Source organism: Rhodococcus sp. 06-1460-1B (genome assembly GCF_002258475.1).
Classification (GTDB): Bacteria; Actinomycetota; Actinomycetes; order Mycobacteriales; family Mycobacteriaceae; genus Rhodococcoides; species Rhodococcoides fascians.
Map to the genome: position 1 here is coordinate 98,160 of NZ_NOYS01000006.1, position 18,832 is coordinate 116,991.

The following is an 18,832-nucleotide window of genomic DNA, read 5'->3' on the forward strand; positions in this document are numbered from 1 at the left end:
CGGTGCGAGGTGGACTGTGGCGGCAGGCGGCGGGGTGCAGTCCGTGGAGCGAGCGTTCGAGTTGCTCGACATCATGGCCTCCTCGGGCGGATCCATCGGCATCAGCGAACTCGCCGAGGGCACCGACCTGCCGATGCCGACGGTGCACCGACTGATCGGCACCCTTGTCTCCCTCGGCTACGTCAGGCGTTTGCCGTCACGCCGATATGCATTGGGCACCAAACTGATTCGATTGGGTGACAGCGCGTCCAAGCTCATCGGTGGATGGGCCAAGCCATATCTCGCCGAGCTGGTGCGGATCACCCACGAGACCTCGAACATGGCATTTCTCGAGGACGACATGGCCGTGTACGTCGCGCAGGTCCCATCGGAACACGCGATGCGGATGTTCAACGAGGTCGGTCAGCGCGTGTTACCGCATTCCACGGGCGTCGGCAAGGCATTGCTGTCGCAGTTGGACGACGACGCCGTCCGCGCGATCGTCGGCCGCCTCGGCATGGCCCCACGCACCGTCAACACCATCACCACACTCGATGCGTTGCTCGAGGATCTCGCACTGATCCGCGAACGCGGGTACGCCGTCGACGACGGTGAGCAGGAAGTGGGAGTGCGCTGCTTCGCCGTTCCGGTGATCGGCGCTCCGACGCTCACGGCGATGTCCATTGCTGGGCCCACCGCTCGGGTCACGCTCGAGTCGGCAGAGCAGTTCGTACCCCTGCTGATCTCGGCCGCGGAACGCCTGGCGAAAGATCTCGCGAGCAACATCCCAGCGCCTTAATCTTTCAACACTCTCGCGTCGCGGGCGAAAGACCGCACCTGCTCGGTCAACCACACATGCGCCGGGACTGCTCCGCCGAGAAGCTCCCGCGCCAGAGCCGGGGAGTCCCCGATCGGGACGTCACTGCCGGCAATGATGATGTTGCCGTAGCGCCTGCCCTTGAGCATCGCCGGATCGGCGACGATCGCCGTGTGCGGAAATATACTTCCGATGGTCGACGCCTCTTGCTTCGCGAGCGAGAGATCGCGTCGATCACCGCAGTTGACGACATACATGCCGCCGGGCGAGAGAACGCGTCGAACATGCTCGGTGAACTCGGCGGTGAGCAGCGGGGTCGGAGTTGTGGCTCCGGAGAACACATCTCGCACGATCAGGTCTCGGCTGTTCTCGCTCAGCGTCTCGGTGACGGCCCGTGCCTCGCCGACGCGGATACGCAGCAGCGGTGCCCGAGGGAGGTCGAACCATTCACGAACCAGCTCCGAGAGCTTCCCGTCGAGCTCCACGACCACCTGACGCGCACCGGGGAATTCGGCGGTGAACGAGCGCGCCAGTGTGCACGCTCCGCCCCCGAGATGCAGAGCCCGCAGCGGGAAGCTCGAATCCCATTGCGCTCGAACCAGTCCCGAGATCCACCGCATGTACTCGAACTCGAGGACTGTGGGGTCGTTCATGTCGATGTGCGAGCTCGGGACGTCGTTGACGTTGACGACCCAGCCGTCGTCGGAGAACGTATCGCGCACCAGTTCGCAGGTGCCCGAGTCGATTTCGAACAGGCCGGGCTTCAGCCCTCCAGCGGACTCACGCTTCCTACCCATGGGAGTCCTCGAGCCGGAAGTCCTCGAAATCGAATCCCGGGGTGACGGTGCAGCTGACCAGGCTCGGCTCCTCGCCCATCGGACGCGCCCGCTGCCACACCGACGGTGGCACGATCTGCTGCGGAGATTCGGGTGCAACCAGCAGCGAAGTCACCTCACCCGGCTGGGTTCCATCACTGCCCAGGTCGAGTTGCACCGGACTGCCCCGGTGATAGAGCCACATCTCGGTGCCGCGAACGGTGTGCCAGGCCGACTGCTGACCGGGCATGAGCAGGAACAGAATTGCCGTCCCTGCCACGCGGGGACCGGGATAGCCGTCGGGCAGAGCTGCCTGTGGAATCGTGACCTCGCTGCGCCAGGTCTCCTTGAACCATCCACCCTCCGGGTGGGGTGCAAGGTCCAGGCTCTGAGCCCAGTCGGGCAACGATGTCATGCCGGCAAGCCTAGTCAGTCCGTGGCGACCTGAACCCGGAACCGGTCGCGCACGGTGTGCAGGCTCCACAGCTGCTCGGCGAGAGCCTCCGGGCTCTTCTTCGGATCGCTACCGTCGATGGCACCACCGATGATCAACTGCGACACCTGGATTCCCTCTTCGGCCAACTCCTCGTTGAGCAGCTGCGCATAGGCGGCCTGGCCTGCGAACGCGATGGATGTGCCGGTGACGGTACGACCGGGCTTGACGGCAGAGCCGCCGTTGACGAACAGGATCGTGCCTTTGTTCTCGCCGAGGAAGCGCATTCCCGGCAGCACCTGGTGGACCGCGGCGATGGGTCCGTAGATGGAGAACTCGACCGGACCGACCATGTCGGCCGGGGTGGTCTCGAGCACGGGCCGCATGAAGTCCTTCTGCGGAAGCGGGCTGTACTGCAGCACCTCGATGGGGCCGAGCGTTTCGGTGACCTGCTCGAGCGCTGCGGCGATCGAGGCCGGATCGCGCACATCGGCGACGAATCCCTTCGCGGATACACCGTCGGCCGCCAACTGATCAGCGAGTGCGTCGACACGGGACCGGTTGCGGGAGATCAGGCCGACCGAGAAGCCCTGCGCTCCGAACTTACGCGCCACTGCTGCTCCGAGACCTGCACCTGCTCCGACTATTGCTATCGATGTCATGTCGAATGCAAGGAGCGAGAATCCTCGACTATTCCGCCGACCGTCTCGAGCAGGGCTTCCGCACTCTCGTGCAACGCGGTGACATCCGCGGTCCAGCCGAGCACCCGCAGGGCGGCCTCGGCAATCCCCGCCGCATCCACCGTCGGGTCGCGCCGTCCGTTCTCGCGGTCGGCACGCGCGTTCACCACGGTCTCCACCAGACGAAACGGCAGGTCTTCCGTGCCCGGTCGGCGCTCGGAGCCGAGCTGAACCACCGTGTCCGACGCGATGGCGGCATACAGGCTCATCAGTGTGTAGCGGTGGTCTCGAAAGGCCTCGAAACGCTCACTGCGCAACTCGGGCAGCAGGTAGAGCGCACCCAGATTCCAGGTGGACGCAGCCAGCTGCCCGGCGTCGAAGTAGGCGAGGGCGTACATCTGGGTCGGGGCCTCGGCGCCGGAATCGCGGATTCGCTGCGCAACGGCCAACGGCGCGTCGACGGTGCCACTGAGCAGTGCGTCGAGGATGTCGTCCTTGGTGGCGAAGTGGTGATAGAGCGAGGCCTGACGCAGTCCGACAGCGTCGGCGATGACGCGGGTCGAGGTGTTGGTGAATCCGCGAGTGGTGAACAGCTCAGCCGAGGCGTCGAGTATTTCCTCGCGAGCGGTGTCTCCTGCCCGCTTCTTTGTGCTCAGCCGTGGTCTGCCTGCGCCGGTCATGACTGCATCTTGTCAGGTCCACGTGACGGTGAGATTTCTGTCATCTGATCGAAATAGACGAAACGAGCTTGTTTCACGACGGACACCACCCGGGAACGGCGGTGCCGAAAACTATCAACTGACAGAAACCCGCCTCGGCGATGCAGCGGGCGGTCACTCACCACCCACCTCGCCCGTAGGAGTGAACATGAGCTCGACAACACTGCCGGCCCCCGGCGCGGGATCGGAACCGGTTCGTACGACGGACCATTCGGATCTTGCTGCCCTCGGGTACGACCAGCAGCTGCACCGTAGCCTCGGCAAGTACGCGTCGTTCGCCGCCGGCTTCTCGTTCGTCTCTATCCTCACCACCATCTTCCAGCTCTTCGGCCTCGGCTTCAGCTTCGGCGGCCCGGCCTTCTTCCTCACCTGGCCGTTGGTGTTCCTCGGCCAGTTCATGGTCGCCTTGAACTTCGCCGAACTCGCCGCGCGCTATCCCATCTCGGGGGCCATCTACCACTGGTCCCGGCGCATGGGCGGTGAACTGGTCGGGTGGTTCGCCGGGTGGTTCATGATCATCGCGCAGATCGTCACCGCCTCCGCCGCCGCAATCGCGTTGCAGGTGGTGCTGCCCAGCATCTGGGGCGGATTCCAGTTCATCGGTGAGGACACCGCGCTGACCTCGTCGAGCGGAGCAGCCAATGCCGTTGTGCTGGGATCGATTCTGCTGGTACTCACGACCACCATCAACTGCATCGGCGTGAACTGGATGTCGCGCATCAACAGCATCGGCGTCACCTGCGAGATCGTCGGCGTCATCGCTCTCGTGCTGGTGTTCTTCACCCATGCCGAGCGCGGCCCGCAGGTGGTCTTCGACACCGGCAGTGCCGGAGCCGATCCCGGCTACATCGGGGCCTGGATCGTCTCGGGTCTGATGGCCGCCTACGTCATGGTCGGCTTCGGCTCGGCGGGCGAGCTCGCCGAGGAAACCCGCAATCCCCGACGCGTCGCACCGCGCACCATCCGCCTTGCCCTCTCGGCATCGGCTCTCGGCGGTGGCCTGATGATCGTCGGCGCACTGATGGCCGCACCCAGTCTCACCGACGGTCAGCTTGCGACGCAGGGACTTCCGTACGTCATCGATTCGATTCTCACCTCGCCGTGGGGCAAGGTCCTGCTCGTCGACGTCGCCATCGCCGTGTTCATCTGCACCCTCGCCATCCAGACCGCAGCCTCCCGATTGATGTTCTCCATGGCCCGCGACGGACGACTGCCGGCATCCGCTGCACTGGCCAAGGTCAACTCGCGCACCGGAACTCCCATCGCACCCTCGGTGCTGATCGGCCTCGCCTGCGTAGCCATCCTCGCCGTCAACGTCGGGAACTCCGCGATCTTCACGACCCTGTCGAGCGTCTGCATCGTGCTCATCTACCTCGCCTACATGATGGTGACCGTCCCGCTGCTGATCCAGCGACTCAAGGGCTGGCCGCACGGCGGCATCATGCACGACGCCGACGGCGAGAAGCTCTTCACCCTCGGCCGCCTCGGCCTGCCGGTCAACATCGCCGCAGTTCTCTACGGCGGGCTCATGGTGGTCAACCTCTCGTGGCCACGAGCCGAAATCTTCGACCCCACCGGCGAATTCCCACTGCTGCGCTGGGCCGCACCCCTGACCGTCCTCGCAGTGATCGTCGTGGGCATCGCCTGCCTGCCCCGCGGCAAAGCCCACCCGAAGCCCGTCACGATCGGAGCCTGAACCACCATGAGCACAGCAACCACCCATTCGGCCAAGGAACACGCGCGGTCCCAGGCGACCCTCGCACCGGCCCCCACAGCACCGGAGGGCGTGTCGGAACTGACGTGGGCAGAATCGGTGCCCGGCGGCAGCTACACCACGAAGGTTCTGGCTCGCGGAACCCGCTTGCGCCTCGTCGACGTCGACGGTGCCGCCTGCGCCAACCTGCTGCTCTATCGCGTCGACGCACCGTGGGAGCGCCTCAACACCGCGGACACCGTCAAGGTTCCGTGGCAGGCGTACCTGAGCGCGGGCCACCCCCTGCTCTCGGATCAGGGCCGCGTGCTGGCGACCATCGTCGCCGACACCTCCGGTCACCACGACGCGCTGTGCGGTACCACGTCCACGGCGACGAACATCGCCAAATACGGAGTGAGCGGACCGCATTCGTCCGCTCCGGCCGGCCGCGAGCTGTTCACCCTTGCCGCGGCCAAGCACGGACTCGAGCCGCGCGACGTCGGACCGTCACTGTCGTTCTTCCATGGCGTCACCGTCGCGGCGGACGGGAGCCTCGTCAGCACCGGCTCGGCCGGACCGGGCTGCTCGGTGGATCTGCTCATCCACCTGCCGGTGATCGTATTGCTCGCCAACACCGCTCACCCACTGAACCCCAGTCCCGAGTACGACACGACGACACTCGACGTACTGGCCTGGCGCGCACCGGAAGAGCTGCTCACACTCGACAACACCGAGCCGGAATACCAGCGCGCAGTGCAGAACACCGAGAACGCATGGAAGGCAGCGCAATGACTACCAGCACAGTGAACACGGTGACAGTGAGAGACGAGATCGCTCCCGCGTTCGGCCCCTGGTCGGCAATCGTCGAGGCCGGTGACATCCTGACCATCGTCGACCTCTACGGCAATCAGGCCGTCGACACCCTGCTGTACGCCGCACACGACCACTCGCTCCGGTACTCCGCGGCCGCGACCGTCACCGCGCAACAGAACCTGTTCCTGACCACCGGAACCGTTCTCCGCAGCGATGATTCGACACCTCTGATGACGATCATCGACGATGAGGTCGGCAACCACGACACCGTCGGCGGTGCGTGCTCCAAGGAATCGAACACCCTGCGCTACGGCCATCACACCCAGCACCAGCACGCGTGCGTCGAGAATTTCCTCATCGAGGGTTCCAAGTGGGGACTGGGCAAGCGAGATCTGGCCCCCAACATCAACTTCTTCATGAACGTCCCCGTCGACGCCGACGGCACCCTCGGCATCGTCGACGGTCTGTCGGCCCCCGGCAAGACGCTCTCGCTGCGCGCCGAGATCGACACGCTGGTGCTGGTGTCCAACTGCCCGCAGATCAACAACCCCTGCAACGGGTTCGACCCCACCGCGGTGCAGATGATCGTGACGCGATCATGACCGCTGTGAACAGTACGGCCGCCAAGATGACCGTGCAGCGGCCCGGCATGATCACGACGGTGCAGGACTGGCCGGGACGCGTCGGATATTGGAAGGTGGGCGTGCCGCCGTCGGGTCCGATGGACGATCTGTCGTTCCGGCTCGGCAACACCGCGCTCGGCAATCCCGAGGGTGCACCGGGACTCGAATCGACCATGGCCGGGCCGGCATTGACGTTCGACGCCGATATTTACGTCTGTGTGACCGGTGCCTCCGTTCCGGTGCGCATCGACGGCCGATCGGCCGCGCAGTGGAAACCGGTTCTGGTACCTGCCGGAGCAACATTGGACGTGGGTACCACCACCGGACACGGTCTGCGGGTGTATGTCCTGATCCAGGGCGGCCTCGACGTCGACGACTACCTCGGCAGCGCAGCGACATTCACGCTCGGTAAGTTCGGCGGACATCGCGGCGGCATCCTGGGCGAGGGAGACATCATCGGACTGGCCGGCCGCTCCGACAACTCCGCCGTCCTCGGACCGATCCCGATGGAACACCTGCCGGTGCTCACGTCCAACTGGGACATCGCCGTCACCGAAGGCCCACACGGAGCACCCGAGTTCTTCACCCGCGACGACATCGACACCCTCTACGCCACCCGCTACGAGGTCCACTTCAACTCCGATCGCACCGGAGTTCGGCTGATCGGACCCAAGCCGCAGTGGGCTCGCGCCGACGGCGGCGAGGCCGGATTGCACCCGTCGAACATCCACGACAACGCCTACAGCGTCGGGGCATTGGACTTCACCGGCGACACCCCGATCCTGCTCGGCCCCGACGGCCCGAGTCTCGGCGGATTCGTCTGTCCTGTCACCGTTGTCGCGGCCGAACGCTGGAAGCTCGGCCAGCTTCGGCCCGGTGACACCATCCGATTCGTGCCGGTCCGGGCTGCAGCCACCGCGCCGCTGGGATCGCTTGGCCTCGCTCGGCGCGCATCACTACCCGCGGTCTTCTCCGCCGGCGGTGACGGGGACGACGGCGTCATCGCTCGGCGTGACGCCGATACCTGCGTCACCTACCGGCGATCTGGGGACGACAACGTGCTGGTCGAATACGGCGACATGAAACTCGACCTCACCCTGCGAGCACGGGTGCACGCGCTGCATCAGCGTGTCGAAGCCATCGCGCCCCGAGGCCTGTTGGATCTGACCCCCGGCATCCGCTCACTGCAGGTCAAGGTGAATCCCGATGTGCTGTCGATCGATTCGCTGATGGGTCTGCTCGCCGAGGTCGAGGATGATCTTCCTGCCGCCTCGGAACTCGTGGTCCCCAGCCGTCAGGTTCGGCTCCCGCTCTCGTGGGACGACCCGTCGACCCGCGAAGCAATTCAGCGGTACATGCACGGCGTGCGTGCCGACGCCCCGTGGTGTCCCTGGAACATCGAATTCATCAGGCGGATGAACGGACTCGGTTCCGTCGCAGACGTTTTCGATACCGTTTTCGCGGCGGACTACATGGTGCTCGGGCTTGGTGACGTGTACCTCGGTGCCCCGGTGGCGACTCCGCTGGATCCGCGTCACCGCCTGGTGACGACGAAGTACAACCCGGCACGCACGTGGACGCCGGAGAATGCCGTCGGCATCGGCGGGGCATACCTCTGCATCTACGGCATGGAGGGTCCCGGCGGATACCAGTTCGTCGGCCGAACCACGCAGGTGTGGAACCACAGTGCCACGTACAGCGGAGGCCCGTTCGAGGAAGGAACCCCGTGGCTGTTGCGGTTCTTCGACCGAATCTCCTGGTACTCGGTCGAACCCGAGGAGCTGATGGACCTGCGCGCGGATCTCGCGGCAGGCCGAGGCGGTGGAGTCGAGATCACCGACGGTGAGTTCTCGCTCGCCGAGCACGAGAACTTCCTCGAGTCCAACGCCGAATCCATCGCGGAGTTCCGCGCGACTCAGGCCGTGGCCTTCGGGGCCGAGCGGGACGCGTGGTCGGCAGCCGGAGAATTCGACAAGAGAGGCAAGATCGATGCTGCCTGAGGTACGAGAACGAGTTCTGCAGGCCTACAAGCGAATAGCGGAGGTCGACCGACCCGAGGTGTGGATCACCCTGCGCGACGAGGACGACGTACTGGCCGAGGCGGTGTCGCTGGACGAGGCGCTCGCGGCCGGTGCAGATCTGCCGCTCGCCGGCGTGCTGGTTGCCGTCAAGGACAATATTGACGTCGCCGGTCTGCCCACTACTGCGGCGTGCCCAGAATTCGCCTACACACCAGCAATCTCCGCCGTCGCCGTCGAGCGATTGACGGGCCAGGGCGCTCTGATACTCGGCAAGACCAACCTGGACCAATTCGCCACCGGACTGGTCGGCACCCGCAGCCCCTACGGAGCAGTGCGCTGCGCCTGGGACCCCACGCTGGTCTCGGGCGGGTCCAGTTCCGGCTCGGCAGTGGCGGTGGCACTGGGGATCGCGGACATCGGAATCGGCACCGACACAGCCGGATCCGGGCGAGTCCCCGCCGCGTTCCACGGACTCGTCGGCATCAAGGCGACACTGGGGATCGTGCCGAACACCGGCGTCGTTCCCGCCTGCGCCGACTACGACTGCGTCACCGTTCTGGCCCACGATCTCGACAGAGCCACGGCAGCAATCAAAGTCATGACCGGTCCGACCACCACCGATCCGCGCAGCCGGGCCTGGCCGGCCGACGTTCGACTGGCCGCGTCACCGGAACCCCGGGTCGCCGTTCCGCGTGCCGCGGATCTGGTGTCGCTGAGCCCGGCGTACCGTCGGGCATTCGAGGAGACGGTCGCAGGCCTGGCCGAGAAGGGCTTCACCCACATCGAGGTCGATATCTCGGGGCTGCTCGATGCGGCGACACTGCTGTACGACGGAGCCATTGTGGCGCAGCGCTATTCGGCCGTCGGAGAATTTCTCGACGCCGCGCCGGACGGTGCCGATCCCACGGTCGCTGCCATCGTCCGCTCTGCAGCCGGCCCGTCCGCGCACCGGTACGTGGACGATCTGGGCACACTCACCCAGGCCAAGACTGCTGCCCGCGAATTGCTACGAGACGTCGACGGTCTGCTGCTGCCCACCACCACCGAACACCCGAGCATCGCTGCAGTGCAGGCAGATCCGCTCGGCATCAATCGCCGACTCGGCACGTTCACCAACTTCTGCAATCTGCTCGACATGGCCGCGGTGGCCGTCCCCGGTGCCCCGACGCCCGAGGGCAACCCGTTCGGAGTCATGTTCGTCGTGCCTGCGTTCGAGGATCAGATCGCCATCGACCTGGCTGCTCGGCTGAGCGAAGCGCCGTCACCCTCGTTGATCGACGACGGCATCGAGGTGCTGGCCGTAGGGGCACACCTACGCGGGTTCCCGGTGCACAGCCAGCTGACCGATCGGGGCGCACGGTTCAACGGCGAGGTGACCACATCTGCGGACTACCGACTCGTGGATCTGCACACCACACCGCCCAAGCCCGGTCTGGTGCGGCGGGAAGGGGACGGCGCACCCATTGCCGGAGAGCTGTACCGGATGTCCGCTGCCGCGCTCGGCACCTTTCTCGCCGGGTTGCCCGCGCCGATGGGCCTCGGTCCGGTCGAGTTGTCGGACGGACGCTGGGTCACCGGGTTCTGCTGCGCCCACGACGCGGCCGAGAAGGGCACCGACATCACCGAATTCGGCGGGTGGCGCACGTACTGCTCACGCGGGAACGGGCCTGCTGCCGTCGGTGGCGACGCGGACAGCCAGTAGCCCGAGCACGGTGCCCATGAGGTAGCGCTGCATCTTCAGCCAGGTGGGCCGGACGGCGAGGAATCGGGCGATCGATCCGGCGAGCACCACGATCGCCAGGTTGACCACCACGGCCACGGCGATCTGTACGCCGCCGAGCGTGAAGCCCTGCAGCAGAAGGCGGCCGGCCGCAGGATCGACGAACTGCGGGATGACGGAGATGTACATGATCGCGATCTTCGGGTTCAGCAGGTTGGTCAGCAGACCCATCGCGAACAGTCGACGGTTCGAGTCCTGTTGCAGCGCAGTCGGCTCGAAAGCGGAGGCCGTTCCGCGTAGCGCCTGTACGGCAAGCCAACCGAGGTAGACCGCACCGGCAAGCTTGACCGCGATGTACAACGCGGGCACGGCCGTGAACACCGCTGCCAGGCCGAGATTGGTGGCCGTCAGATAGACCAGAAAGCCGACAGCCACACCTACGAGGGACACCATCCCCGCCCGCCTGCCTTGCGAAATGCTGCGCGAGACGAGGTAGATCATGTTGGGACCCGGTGTCAGAACCAACACGAGGGCGACGGCGAACACGCCGAATACTGCGGACCACGAGACCATACGGTCGACACTTCCCGATAGTCGAACGCCCGGGTAGAGCCAGTTACCTTCCCGTGGACACCTATTCGCTTCGCACGATCGAGGCGACCTCGTCACCGATGGCGGCCATGCCGGCTGCCGTCGGGTGCAGTGGCGCAGCGGGGTTCTCCGGGATGACGCCCTCGAAGTACCGTTGATCGACTGCCGCACAGACATCGTGGGCGACGCTGAGTGCCTCGGTGTCGACGAACTCGGCCCCGTGCTCCTCGGCCTGTGTCTTCAGCGCCTGGTTCATGGCGGTGATGCTGCTCTGGATGTAGTCGGCGTCCTCGGGGAGAACCGGCTGGGTCGGGAAGCAGCCACCGTCGGGGAGATACGTTCCGTATCCGACGACGAGGATCCGCGCGTCGGGCGCACGCTCGGCCACCGCGTCGAGCATCGCGCCCCAACCCGGAGCCTTGTCCGCGATGGCGGCGGCGACGGTGTCGACACCGCCGGCGGTGAGCCGGTCCTTGCAGACGTTGCCTGTCGAGGAATTCGCGAACGTCAGGCAACCCACCGCGGTCGAGACGAGCCCGATGTCGTTGCCACCGATCGTCACCGTGACCAGATCGGTCTCGGGCGTCACCGCGTCGAGTTGGACGGGCTGATCCCCGCTGGAGGTGCTCTGGGGCGTCGAGACGAGGTTCTCGGTCACGGCCCCGCCGCACGTGACGTCGACGAACGACGCGACCTCGAGCTGAGCCGCGACGACGTGCGGGTAGTTCGAGTCGGACTGCTCACAACCCGGTACGCCCACCTGCTCCGGGATACGTGGCCCCGACGCCGCCGAATCACCCAGCGCCACATAGTTCAGTGAGGCCGAGGCCGGGACGTCCGGGACGTCGGCGTCGGGTGCACTGGGCGAAGAACACGCCGCCAGCAGACTCACGGCAACAACAATCCCGACGTAGATCCCAGGGTTCCTCACAGGCTCGACGCTACCGCGGCCGGTAACCTCGACCGGGTTGTCCCACGAGTACGTCTACACATCGAAGGAAAGGAACATCGCATGATCACCAACTTCATCAACGCGATCCTGGCCGGCTTCGGCTCCATTTCTGCTGGTAGCAGCGGCTTCGAGCTGGCACCGGGAACGCTGCCCTTCGGACTGTAGGACCGGCAGTTCGCCATCCGTGCGGTGCCGACGGTTCGTCCGGCACCGCACGGGTACACCGCACACATGACTGATCCGAAGCACGACGAGAACTCTGCCCCCGACGCCGACAAGGACGTGCAGTCCGACCCGGCTGCGGACGCAGACACCAACGACTGGTCCAGCGAGGGTGGGGCCATCGAAACCGGCCCGGCCATTGACGACGAGCGAACCGACGGCAGCTAGCCGAACAAGCGGCGAGGTGCCGACCGCACCGTCCGGACGTCACCGTCGGCCACGATGTGCTCCACCGCTTCTCCGCGCGCTCGCATCGACGGGTCGGCGGTGAAGTCCACTCGGGCGTCGCCGAGCCAGTCGATGCCTACGACGATCCCCACGGTTCCCTTCGGAATGCCGCTTCGCCAACGCACGCGTCCCAGATTTCTGATTGCGACGACCGTATCCCCGATTTCGAAATTCCCCATTGCGCCCCCAAATTCTTCCTGCCGATCAGTAGACCGCACCCGAACGGCCTGTTCAAGCGGTAGATCCGCGCTTACTGCCACCGATGGCAACCGTCGGTTCGGCCGACGCGGGGACAAACAGGGCAGCTACCTCGTTTTGTCTGCGCGAGTCGGAGCAACGGTATTTTCGTCTTCGACAAGTTGCTGTCCTGGCAATATTCCTTGCCAACCATGCAGTCCTGTCCGCACACTGCAGACATGACTTCAGACAACGCACACCCAGCCCCCGTCGAGAATGTCCCCGTCGACGCGATCATCGTCGGCGGCGGAGTCGCGGGGCTCAGCGCAGCCGTGGCTCTCGGACGCTCCCGCCGATCCGTGGCGATCGTCGACGCCGGCGATCCACGCAACGCTCCGGCCGCCCATTCCCACAACTACCTGACGCGCGACGGCGAATCTCCGCTCGAGCTCGTCCGTCTCGGCCGTATCGAGGCCGAGCACTACGGCGTCCGCATCGTCCACGGCAACGCGACCTCGGCTGCGCGGACCGACTCCGGGTTCGAGGTGTCCCTCGCCGACGGGACCGTCGTTCGAGGCCGTCGCCTCCTGGTCACCACCGGTCTCACCGACATTCTTCCCAGCATCCCCGGGCTCGCCGAGCGCTGGGGCCGCGACGTACTGCACTGCCCGTACTGCCACGGATGGGAAGTCCGAGACCGGGCGATCGGCATCATCGGCAGCGTCATGTCCGGACATCAGGCTCAGATGTGGCGTCAACTGTCGGAGAACGTCACCGTATTCACCCACACCGCAACGGAATTGAGCCCCGAGGAGCTGACGCGGATGCGCGCCCGCGGGATCGTCGTGGTCGAAGAAGAGATCACGCGAGTCGACGTCGAGAACGACGCCATCGTCGGCGTCACGTTGGCGAACGGCGTCGCCGTCGCGCTCGACGCCGTGGTCGTCGGCCCCAACTTCACTTCCCGCGCAGACGTTCTCGAGTCATTGGGACTCAAGACGACCGAGATGGTGATGAACGGTCACGTCTTGGGCACCTACATCGAGGCCGACCCGGTCGGCGCGACGTCCGTGCCGGGGGTGTGGGTGGCCGGCAACGTGGCGGCACCCATGGACACCGTCGTCGCGGCGTCGGCGGCAGGCGTGAAGGCCGGTGCCGCGATCAACGGTGACCTCATCGAGGAGGACGTACGGTTCGCCGTGGAACGGGCCGAAGCAATGGCCTCCTGACGTCGGACATCAGCTTCCCAGCGCGGTTGCCAATCCGCTCTCGATGGCGTCTTTGCGAACCCCGAGTTCGGCCAGGGTGGCATCCTCGTTCTCGAGCAGCGCCAACAGGATGTGCTCGGTGCCGATGTAGTTGTGCCCCAACCGAAGCGCTTCACGGAAGGTCAATTCCAGTGCCTTCTGGGCACCGGCGTCGAAGGGGATCAGCGCCGGCAGGGGATCGGCCGGTTCGGGCAGCGTCGCCGTCACCGCGGTACGGATCTGCTCATCGGTGAGCCCCTGCGCACCCAGTAGCTTCGCGGCGAAGCCCTCGGGCTCACCGAGCAGGCCGAGGATCAGATGGCCGGTGGTGATGTGATCGTTGCTCGTCGCCCGGGCCTCGTTCTGGGCCCCCACCACCACATTTCGTGCGCGTGGAGTGAAGCGCGAGAAGCCCTGACTGGCGTCGAGTTCGGCCGGGTCGTCGCCACCCTTGGCCACGAAGCGCTTCTGTACCGCCTGCTTGCTGACGCCCATGGACGCGCCGATGGCAGTCCAGGACGCACCGGACCGACGCGCTCGATCCACGAAGTGGCCGATCAGATGGTCGGCGATGTCGCCGAGCGCATCGGCGGCGATCACCGCGTCGGAGAGTTGATCGAGTGCGTCGGTGTGCACCTTCTCGATGGCGGCGATCAGGTCGTCGAGTCGGACTGGATTGGTGATCTTCGTCGATTCGGTCATACGTCAACTTTAGGTTGACGCCAACCTGCCGTCAACCCCCGGTTGACGACTCTGTGCCGATGGTCGATGGAGTCGAAGTTTGTTCGGGGGCAAATAGTGACCCTGATCACCGTTTTTGCTGGCAAAGACGTATATTCACCGATGAAGGCGTCAGTCGGGACGGTGCGAGTCCGCACGCGAGGGGAAGTGGGGTCCTTCGATGAATGCGAAGGCCTCTGTGCCCTTCGCCGTGCCGTCGGTGCGGACCGCGTTCCTGGCTGCGGTGGCCGTCATCGCGGTGACGGTGTTCGTCCAGGGCAGTGCCGACGTGCGTGCCGGCGTTCTGGCCGTCGTCGCCGTGGGATCGGTCGTGGCGATCACTGCGGCAATTCGTCGCTACCGCCCGACCGACGCCCGATGCTGGTGGGCTCTGTTCGGAGCCTCGGTGCTGTTCATGTTCGGAGTCTCGTTTCGCAGCGACCCGAACGCGCTGGATCGATCGTTCTCGCTGCTCCCGGATCTGTTCACTCTCACCGGGTACGCCCTGGTGGGATACGCCCTGTCTCGGTGGATCCGAGACCGCCGATCGATCGACGACATCACCCCACTCGTCGATGCAGGCCTGATCTTCCTCGGCACGCTGTTCCTGTCGTGGTTGCTGCTGATCTCTCCGGCCCTCGACCTGCCGCGTTCGTCCGTGTCGACGGTGGTGAACGGGATTTATCCGGCGATCGACGCGGCGCTGATCACGTTGACGACATATCTGCTCTTCTCCTCGAAACCCCGCTCCGCCGCGCTGTTCTGGGCGCTGCTCGCCCTGGTGGCGACATTCGTCGGCGACGTGTCCTACGCCTTCGCGGCGACGACCGACGACGCTCCGTCCTCAGGGTTGCTCGACGGCATCTACCTGTTCGCGTACCTGTCGCTGGCGATGGCAGCGCTCGACCCGTCGATGCGCACGGTGTCGCACCGGCAGACCCCCGCGCCCGCCCACAGCAGCCGTCGGGTGGTCTTCGTGGTGTTGATGTTGGTGGTCTGCGCGACCGTGCCGCTGCTCGGTTCGGCGGTCTCCACCGGCGACCTGATCGTCCGCTCGCTGTTGCTCGCCTCGATCCTGGTGGGTGCCTTCCTGCGCGGTGAACGCGCCCTGGCCCGAGTGCAGACCGGCGAGGAGCATGCCCGATACCTCGCGGCACACGATCTGCTCACCGGCCTGCCGAACCGCACGACGCTCGACGCGGAGTACGCCCGACACGAACGCGCTCAGCGACCCGGACGCACCTGCACTCTGTTCGTCGACCTCGACAACTTCAAGATGGTCAACGATTCGTACGGCCACCGCGTCGGAGACGAGTTGATCGTCGCCGCGGCACGTCGCATCCGCGCGGCCGTCGGTGCCGCCGACACCGTCGTTCGGTATGCCGGCGACGAGTTCGTGGTGCTCACCCGCCGCGACCGTTCCGGTTCGGAACTGTTGGCGCGCCGCATCATCGAACGACTGAGCGAGCCGTTCCCGCTCAGTGCTGCCACCGCCTACGTCTCGGCCTCGGTGGGCATCGCCGACGCCGAACGACTGCACGACGCCATCCGCGAGGCCGACACCGCGATGTATCACGCGAAATCTCTCGGGGCGTCTCGCTACGCGTTCTTCGACGAGTCCTTGCGTGCGCGAGCAACATCGGCGATCGAGACCGCCACCGCACTTCGCGGCGCGATCCGGCGCGGGGAGCTCGAGGTCTACTACCAACCGATCGTCGCGACGAAGTCCCGCAAGACCGTTGTCTACGAGGCGCTCGTGCGCTGGAACTGGCAGGGCCGAGTACGGACGCCGAACGAGTTCATCCCGATCGCCGAATCGACCAATCTCATCGAGGAGATCGGTGAGTGGGTACTGCGCACCGCGATCTCCGATCTGGTGACACTGCGCGCGAACGGGCAGGACGTCACCATGTCGGTCAACGTCTCGCCGATGCAGTTGCGCGACGACTCGCTGCCGGGCATCGTCCAACGGGTGCTCGATACCTTCGGCGTCACCGGTGCGGACCTGGCGCTCGAGATCACCGAAAGTGTTCTGATCGACGACATCGGCGCAGCGAAGACCGTGCTCGATCGGCTCGCCGCCATGGGCGTACTCATCGTGCTCGACGATTTCGGTATCGGCTACTCCTCGCTGAACCGGTTGCGCAAGATGCCGATTGCGCTGCTCAAGATCGACAAGTCCTTCGTCCACGAGATCGGCGTCTCCGATTCCGACGTCCAGCTGATTCGCGCCATCACCGCCATGGCGTCCGCGCTTTCCGTGACGACCGTCGCCGAGGGGGTCGAGACCGAGGAACAGGCCGCGATCATCGAGCAACTCGACTGCCGTTTCGCGCAGGGCTATCTGTACGGCAGGCCCGCCCCCATCGCGCATTGGCTTCTCGAATCCGCGCAGCAACGGTGACCACGGTGTTAGCGTCGAGCGGTGTCTGCAACCGGAATGCGCCCTGTTCGCTACACCGCCCTCGCCTGTGCTCTCCTGCTGGTGCCGCTCGTCGCGTGCAGCAGTAGCGACGACGCCGGTACCGACACCGCCGCGGCGGACAGTTGCGTACTCGGTGCCAGTGGCGGCACCCCGGTAGGGAAGGCCCCGAGCACCGGCTCGGGTGACATCTCCACCAATCCGGAAGTGGCAACCGGATATCGGTCGAACATGACTCCGGTGGAGACGCCGTCGTACTCGGTCTCCACCGCCAACCCGGTCTCCACGGAGGCCGCATGCGAGGTACTACGCGACGGCGGCACCGCGGCCGACGCCCTCATCGTGGCGCAGACCGTGCTCGGGCTCGTCGAACCCCAGTCGTCGGGAATCGGCGGCGGCGCTTTTCTGATGTACTACGACGCCGCGTCGGGCGAGGTGCAGAGCTACGACGGCCGCGAGACCGCGCCGATGAGTGCCACCGGCGACTATCTGCGGTACATCGACGACGTCAACCGCACTGTGCCGCAACCCGATGCGCGGTCCAGTGGCCGATCGATCGGCGTGCCGGGCGTTGTGCGCATGCTCGAGCAGGCGCACGAGGATCACGGTGACAAGCCGTGGGGGGATCTGTTCCGACCCGCGATCGAGCTCGCCGACAACGGAATCGAGATCAGCCCGCGCATGGCCTCGTCCATCGCGGACTCGGCACCGAAGCTCGCACTCGACCCAGCGTCCAAGGACTACTTCCTGCAGCCCGACGGTACCGGTAAGCCCGCCGGCACGGTGCTGAACAATCCGGCGATGTCGAAGACGTTGTCCACCATCGCAACCGACGGTGCCGATGCCTTCTACACCGGCGACATTGCCCAGGCGATCGTCGACGCGACAGCAGATACCACCGCCGGCCGTACCCCGGGGCAGATCACGGTGGACGACCTAGCCGGCTACGAGCCGAAGACCCGTACCGCAGTGTGCACGCCGTACCGCGATCACGACATCTGCGGAATGCCGGGGCCGTCCTCCGGCGGCATCGCGGTGGCGTCGACGATGGGCATTCTGTCCAACTTCGATCTGGCGCAATACGCCCCGACGGACATGGACGCCAACGGCGGCAAGCCGACCGCCGAGGCCGTGCACCTGATCTCCGAGGCCGAGCGTCTGGCGTACGCCGATCGCGACAAGTACGTCGCCGATCCGGATTTCGTACCCCTACCCGGCGGCTCGCCCGACGCCCTGCTCGACCCCGAGTACCTCAGCAGCAGAGCAGGACTGATCGACGAGGGCAAGTCGATGGGTACCGCGAAACCGGGCGACTTCGGGCCCGTGCAATTCGCCTCGTCCACCGATCCCGAGCACGGCACCAGCCACATCTCGATCGTCGACGGCGAGGGCAACGCGGCCTCGATGACGACAACTGTCGAGTCGGCCTTCGGCTCGTTCCACATGGTCGACGGCTTCCTGCTCAACAATCAGCTCACCGACTTCTCCGCCGCGCCGGTGGCCGAGGACGGAACTCCCATGGCCAACCGCGTCGAGCCAGGCAAGCGCCCGCGCAGCTCGATGGCCCCGACCCTGGTGTTCGATCGCAGCGACGACGGCACACGCGGAGATCTCGTTCTCGTCGCAGGCTCACCCGGCGGGTCTGTCATCATCCAGTTCGTCGTCAAAACACTGGTAGGACTTCTCGATTGGGGAATGGACCCGCAGCAGGCGGTGTCGATGGTCGACTTCGGAGCGGCCAACACCCCGTCCACCAACTACGGCGGCGAACATCCCAACGTGACCGGAGAGAACGATCCGGTCGTGGTGACGCTGCGCGAGAAGGGCCACCAGGTCTCGGTTGCCGACCAGTCGAGCGGGCTGAGCGCGCTGCAACGCACCGACGGTGGCTGGATCGGCGGAGCGGACCCACGCCGCGAAGGTGAGGTACTGGGTGGGTAGGTGCGGGCGCGGGTAGCGC

Annotated in this window: 18 protein-coding genes; 10 read left to right on the top strand and 8 right to left on the bottom strand. The window is 65.9% G+C overall.

What is annotated here, in order from left to right; genetic code table 11:
• Nucleotides 1-16: 16 nt before the first annotated feature.
• A complete protein-coding gene (locus CH268_RS02270; protein WP_032385163.1) occupies nucleotides 17-778 on the top strand; it encodes an IclR family transcriptional regulator in 762 nt (253 codons plus the stop codon).
• Here the strand turns inward: CH268_RS02270 and CH268_RS02275 are convergent.
• The 4 genes from CH268_RS02275 to CH268_RS02290 are packed head-to-tail and all read right to left on the bottom strand — an operon-like array spanning nucleotide 775 to nucleotide 3,404.
• Entirely contained in the window at nucleotides 775-1,593 is an 819-nt protein-coding gene (locus CH268_RS02275) for a spermidine synthase (RefSeq protein ID WP_057474529.1), read from the bottom strand. The genes CH268_RS02270 and CH268_RS02275 overlap by 4 nt on opposite strands.
• Nucleotides 1,586-2,026 carry a cupin domain-containing protein gene (locus CH268_RS02280; protein ID WP_094662301.1) on the bottom strand — a complete coding sequence of 147 codons (441 nt, stop codon included), beginning with the start codon at nucleotides 2,024-2,026 and terminating at the stop codon, nucleotides 1,586-1,588. Before CH268_RS02280 ends, CH268_RS02275 begins: the two co-directional genes overlap by 8 nt.
• Before the next feature lie 14 nt (nucleotides 2,027-2,040).
• Nucleotides 2,041-2,706 carry an SDR family NAD(P)-dependent oxidoreductase gene (locus CH268_RS02285; RefSeq protein ID WP_094662303.1) on the bottom strand — a complete coding sequence of 222 codons (666 nt, stop codon included), beginning with the start codon at nucleotides 2,704-2,706 and terminating at the stop codon, nucleotides 2,041-2,043.
• Entirely contained in the window at nucleotides 2,703-3,404 is a 702-nt protein-coding gene (locus CH268_RS02290) for a TetR/AcrR family transcriptional regulator (protein WP_094662305.1), read from the bottom strand. The genes CH268_RS02285 and CH268_RS02290 overlap by 4 nt, the downstream gene beginning before the upstream one ends.
• 187 nt (nucleotides 3,405-3,591) lie before the next feature.
• On the opposite strand from CH268_RS02290, the gene CH268_RS02295 reads away from it, so the two are divergent.
• Genes CH268_RS02295 through atzF form a run of 5 tightly spaced genes read left to right on the top strand, consistent with a single transcriptional unit; the run spans nucleotide 3,592 to nucleotide 10,295 of the window.
• A complete protein-coding gene (locus CH268_RS02295; RefSeq protein WP_094662428.1) occupies nucleotides 3,592-5,139 on the top strand; it encodes an amino acid permease in 1,548 nt (515 codons plus the stop codon).
• A 6-nt stretch (nucleotides 5,140-5,145) separates the two neighbouring features.
• Nucleotides 5,146-5,928 (top strand): urea amidolyase associated protein UAAP1, encoded by a 783-nt coding sequence (locus CH268_RS02300; protein ID WP_094662307.1) that lies wholly within the window; start codon nucleotides 5,146-5,148, stop codon nucleotides 5,926-5,928.
• A complete protein-coding gene (locus CH268_RS02305; RefSeq protein WP_094651324.1) occupies nucleotides 5,925-6,551 on the top strand; it encodes an urea amidolyase associated protein UAAP2 in 627 nt (208 codons plus the stop codon). The genes CH268_RS02300 and CH268_RS02305 overlap by 4 nt, the downstream gene beginning before the upstream one ends.
• Entirely contained in the window at nucleotides 6,548-8,572 is a 2,025-nt protein-coding gene (locus CH268_RS02310) for a 5-oxoprolinase/urea amidolyase family protein (protein WP_094662309.1), read from the top strand. The genes CH268_RS02305 and CH268_RS02310 overlap by 4 nt, the downstream gene beginning before the upstream one ends.
• The gene (atzF, locus tag CH268_RS02315; protein WP_094662311.1) at nucleotides 8,562-10,295 is read left to right on the top strand and encodes an allophanate hydrolase; all 1,734 of its coding nucleotides are present in this window, start codon (nucleotides 8,562-8,564) and stop codon (nucleotides 10,293-10,295) included. Before CH268_RS02310 ends, atzF begins: the two co-directional genes overlap by 11 nt.
• Here atzF and CH268_RS02320 read toward each other — a convergent pair.
• Entirely contained in the window at nucleotides 10,245-10,886 is a 642-nt protein-coding gene (locus CH268_RS02320; RefSeq protein ID WP_094662313.1) for a LysE family translocator, read from the bottom strand. The two genes, atzF and CH268_RS02320, sit on opposite strands and share 51 nt — an antisense overlap.
• 61 nt (nucleotides 10,887-10,947) lie before the next feature.
• Nucleotides 10,948-11,835 carry an SGNH/GDSL hydrolase family protein gene (locus CH268_RS02325; protein WP_176457825.1) on the bottom strand — a complete coding sequence of 296 codons (888 nt, stop codon included), beginning with the start codon at nucleotides 11,833-11,835 and terminating at the stop codon, nucleotides 10,948-10,950.
• Nucleotides 11,836-12,087: 252 nt separating this feature from the next.
• Here CH268_RS02325 and CH268_RS27695 point away from each other — a divergent pair, with 252 nt between their 5' ends.
• A complete protein-coding gene (locus CH268_RS27695) occupies nucleotides 12,088-12,246 on the top strand; it encodes a hypothetical protein (protein ID WP_176457826.1) in 159 nt (52 codons plus the stop codon).
• Here the strand turns inward: CH268_RS27695 and CH268_RS02335 are convergent.
• The gene (locus CH268_RS02335) at nucleotides 12,243-12,485 is read right to left on the bottom strand and encodes a hypothetical protein (RefSeq protein WP_094662317.1); all 243 of its coding nucleotides are present in this window, start codon (nucleotides 12,483-12,485) and stop codon (nucleotides 12,243-12,245) included. The two genes, CH268_RS27695 and CH268_RS02335, sit on opposite strands and share 4 nt — an antisense overlap.
• A 237-nt stretch (nucleotides 12,486-12,722) precedes the next feature.
• Between CH268_RS02335 and CH268_RS02340 the strand changes: the two genes are divergently transcribed.
• Nucleotides 12,723-13,712 (top strand): NAD(P)/FAD-dependent oxidoreductase, encoded by a 990-nt coding sequence (locus CH268_RS02340; protein WP_094662455.1) that lies wholly within the window; start codon nucleotides 12,723-12,725, stop codon nucleotides 13,710-13,712.
• Between the two features lie 9 nt (nucleotides 13,713-13,721).
• Here the strand turns inward: CH268_RS02340 and CH268_RS02345 are convergent, their stop codons facing one another.
• Nucleotides 13,722-14,432, bottom strand: a complete 711-nt coding sequence (locus CH268_RS02345; protein ID WP_176457827.1) for a Clp protease N-terminal domain-containing protein — start codon at nucleotides 14,430-14,432, stop codon at nucleotides 13,722-13,724.
• A gap of 199 nt (nucleotides 14,433-14,631) precedes the next feature.
• On the opposite strand from CH268_RS02345, the gene CH268_RS02350 reads away from it, so the two are divergent.
• Together CH268_RS02350 and ggt are read left to right on the top strand one after the other, a co-directional pair.
• Nucleotides 14,632-16,854 (top strand): putative bifunctional diguanylate cyclase/phosphodiesterase, encoded by a 2,223-nt coding sequence (locus CH268_RS02350; RefSeq protein WP_094662319.1) that lies wholly within the window; start codon nucleotides 14,632-14,634, stop codon nucleotides 16,852-16,854.
• Between the two features lie 36 nt (nucleotides 16,855-16,890).
• Nucleotides 16,891-18,813, top strand: a complete 1,923-nt coding sequence (gene ggt, locus CH268_RS02355) for a gamma-glutamyltransferase (RefSeq protein WP_094662321.1) — start codon at nucleotides 16,891-16,893, stop codon at nucleotides 18,811-18,813.
• The last annotated feature ends 19 nt before the right edge of the window (nucleotides 18,814-18,832 follow it).

What these genes read in the sequence shown, in the direction of transcription:
- CH268_RS02345 (WP_176457827.1), bottom strand. Translation starts at nt 14,432, where the DNA reads ATGACCGAATCGACGAAGATCACCAATCCAGTCCGACTCGACGACCTG.
- CH268_RS02310 (WP_094662309.1), top strand. Translation starts at nt 6,548, where the DNA reads ATGACCGCTGTGAACAGTACGGCCGCCAAGATGACCGTGCAGCGGCCC.
- CH268_RS27695 (WP_176457826.1), top strand. Translation starts at nt 12,088, where the DNA reads ATGACTGATCCGAAGCACGACGAGAACTCTGCCCCCGACGCCGACAAG.
- CH268_RS02350 (WP_094662319.1), top strand. Translation starts at nt 14,632, where the DNA reads ATGAATGCGAAGGCCTCTGTGCCCTTCGCCGTGCCGTCGGTGCGGACC.
- CH268_RS02290 (WP_094662305.1), bottom strand. Translation starts at nt 3,404, where the DNA reads ATGACCGGCGCAGGCAGACCACGGCTGAGCACAAAGAAGCGGGCAGGA.
- CH268_RS02320 (WP_094662313.1), bottom strand. Translation starts at nt 10,886, where the DNA reads ATGGTCTCGTGGTCCGCAGTATTCGGCGTGTTCGCCGTCGCCCTCGTG.
- CH268_RS02295 (WP_094662428.1), top strand. Translation starts at nt 3,592, where the DNA reads ATGAGCTCGACAACACTGCCGGCCCCCGGCGCGGGATCGGAACCGGTT.
- CH268_RS02335 (WP_094662317.1), bottom strand. Translation starts at nt 12,485, where the DNA reads ATGGGGAATTTCGAAATCGGGGATACGGTCGTCGCAATCAGAAATCTG.
- ggt (WP_094662321.1), top strand. Translation starts at nt 16,891, where the DNA reads ATGCGCCCTGTTCGCTACACCGCCCTCGCCTGTGCTCTCCTGCTGGTG.
- atzF (WP_094662311.1), top strand. Translation starts at nt 8,562, where the DNA reads ATGCTGCCTGAGGTACGAGAACGAGTTCTGCAGGCCTACAAGCGAATA.
- CH268_RS02340 (WP_094662455.1), top strand. Translation starts at nt 12,723, where the DNA reads ATGACTTCAGACAACGCACACCCAGCCCCCGTCGAGAATGTCCCCGTC.
- CH268_RS02305 (WP_094651324.1), top strand. Translation starts at nt 5,925, where the DNA reads ATGACTACCAGCACAGTGAACACGGTGACAGTGAGAGACGAGATCGCT.
- CH268_RS02285 (WP_094662303.1), bottom strand. Translation starts at nt 2,706, where the DNA reads ATGACATCGATAGCAATAGTCGGAGCAGGTGCAGGTCTCGGAGCAGCA.
- CH268_RS02275 (WP_057474529.1), bottom strand. Translation starts at nt 1,593, where the DNA reads ATGGGTAGGAAGCGTGAGTCCGCTGGAGGGCTGAAGCCCGGCCTGTTC.
- CH268_RS02300 (WP_094662307.1), top strand. Translation starts at nt 5,146, where the DNA reads ATGAGCACAGCAACCACCCATTCGGCCAAGGAACACGCGCGGTCCCAG.
- CH268_RS02280 (WP_094662301.1), bottom strand. Translation starts at nt 2,026, where the DNA reads ATGACATCGTTGCCCGACTGGGCTCAGAGCCTGGACCTTGCACCCCAC.